Genomic DNA, 1791 nt, shown 5'->3' with positions numbered 1-1791 from the left:
ATAATTTTTATAATGTCTGTAAGATTAAATCTTGACTTCTACACTGAAAACACGGTTAAGTGTAAGTCTGCATTTTTTAATACTTCTTTTATTAATTCTTCAGCGGTTTGTTTATGATCATTTTTTATAGCGGCGTATACAGCAACCTCCGTAGCTTGTATTTTTAAAAATACTTTCTTTGTATTGCGAGTTATTAATTTTGTTTGATTTAAAACCATATAAATAAGAATTTTTCCCTATTTGATAGTCATAAATATTTTTGGATATTTTTGTAATTTTGTATCTATCAAGCAATTTATTACTTATAAATTCTTCATAGTTATAAATTAATAAATAATGCCTGCATAGTATTTTGCATAGCGATTATTTCATTTTTTGGAGATAAATAATTTAATAAATAAACCACCATTTCTACAGTAGACTTAACATTTTTTACCGGAGCAATAGAGTCATATAATAATTGTAAGTCTAGATTTGTTTCTGACACACATGATAATTCTTTAGAAGTATTCGTGGTGGCCAAAATGGTTTTACCTTCAGGAAAAGCAATAGCTTGGGGATTATTGGGTTTAGATTGTAAAGCTCCTTGATTCATCATAATTAACCAATTATTAATTTTTTAGTAAACTAAATACTATTTTGATTTTTTGTAAATAGTGTTAAATATTGAAAGTTACAATACGGAACGGAGGTTATACTATTGGCAAGTAGATAGGAGTAATACTATGGTTATTAATACTCTGCTTTTACAAAATAAAGTCCGGTTGCGGGAGCAGTAGGACCGGCGACTTTTCTATCTTTGGCTTCTAGAACATCTTTAATTTGTTCCGCCTGCCAAACATTCTTACCGACAAGCACTAAACTACCGACAATATTACGCACCATATGATGCAAAAATGATGGGGCTGAAAGATATAATTTTATTTCTTCATCTTCTTTAACAATATTAAGTTCAGTTAAAGTTTTAATCGGTGATTTTGATTGACATGAGCTAGCCCTAAAGGAAGTAAAATCATGTTTGCCTAATAGATAAGCGGCAGCTTTTTGCATAGCTAGAATATCTAAAGACGAACTAATCCACCATGCTCTATTTAAATCAATTACGGATGGATAAGACCTATTAATAATTCTATATATATAATGACGGGAGGTAGCTGAAAATCTAGCATGAAAACTATTGGAGGCTAATTCACAATTCCATACTCCTACAGCATACGGTCTTGCAAAATAGTTAATAGCCGTAATAATTTTGTGAGGTTCTAAATGTTTTGAAAGATCAAAATGTGCTACTTGACCTATAGCATGAACACCGGCATCTGTCCTTCCTGACCCAAACAATATTACCTGTTCACCGGAAAATTTATAAATCGCTTCTTCTAGTATTTGTTGTACCGACATTACTCCTGCTTGCCTTTGCCAACCTGCAAGATTCGTGCCTAAATATTCAATGGTAATCTTATATCGATACATAAAGGGATTGTTATTGTCATTCCTGCGAAAAAGATACCTAAGCCGTCATTGAGAGCAAGCATTGCCCGCGTGGACCAAAAAATCCGTTCGATATCATTCCCGCGTAGGCGAGAATCCAAAAAAAGTATAAATACAGCAAATTTTTGAAATTAAAAGCTCGATTTATCTCGCTTTATGCTGGATTCCCGCCTACGCAGGAATGACATAACATATACATGCAACAACACAGCCAATTTTGTAAATTATAATGAGTATACTGCTATAAATGAAAGTAGATAGACGAAATTTAATTTGAAAAAGAGCAAGGAGTCTGTAAGCCGA

3 protein-coding genes are annotated in these 1791 nt (G+C 32.4%); all 3 read right to left on the bottom strand.

The features are described 5' to 3' along the window. Nucleotides 1-38: 38 nt before the first annotated feature. A complete protein-coding gene (locus KYQ89_RS02670; RefSeq protein WP_218460290.1) occupies nt 39-218 on the bottom strand; it encodes a hypothetical protein in 180 nt (59 codons plus the stop codon). A 101-nt stretch (nt 219-319) separates the two neighbouring features. Next, a complete protein-coding gene (locus KYQ89_RS02665) occupies nt 320-598 on the bottom strand; it encodes a hypothetical protein (RefSeq protein WP_218460289.1) in 279 nt (92 codons plus the stop codon). A 134-nt stretch (nt 599-732) separates the two neighbouring features. Continuing rightward, a complete protein-coding gene (gene truA, locus KYQ89_RS02660; RefSeq protein ID WP_218460288.1) occupies nt 733-1470 on the bottom strand; it encodes a tRNA pseudouridine(38-40) synthase TruA in 738 nt (245 codons plus the stop codon). Between the last annotated feature and the right edge of the window lie 321 nt (nt 1471-1791).

Source organism: Rickettsia sp. TH2014 (assembly GCF_019249195.1).
Taxonomy (GTDB): Bacteria; Pseudomonadota; Alphaproteobacteria; order Rickettsiales; family Rickettsiaceae; genus Rickettsia; species Rickettsia felis.
This window is presented reverse-complemented; position numbering and strand designations above follow the sequence as displayed.

Excerpts from the sequence above, each read along its gene's own strand:
- truA (WP_218460288.1), bottom strand. The coding sequence starts at position 1,470 with ATGTATCGATATAAGATTACCATTGAATATTTAGGCACGAATCTTGCA.
- KYQ89_RS02665 (WP_218460289.1), bottom strand. The coding sequence starts at position 598 with ATGATGAATCAAGGAGCTTTACAATCTAAACCCAATAATCCCCAAGCT.
- KYQ89_RS02670 (WP_218460290.1), bottom strand. The coding sequence starts at position 218 with ATGGTTTTAAATCAAACAAAATTAATAACTCGCAATACAAAGAAAGTA.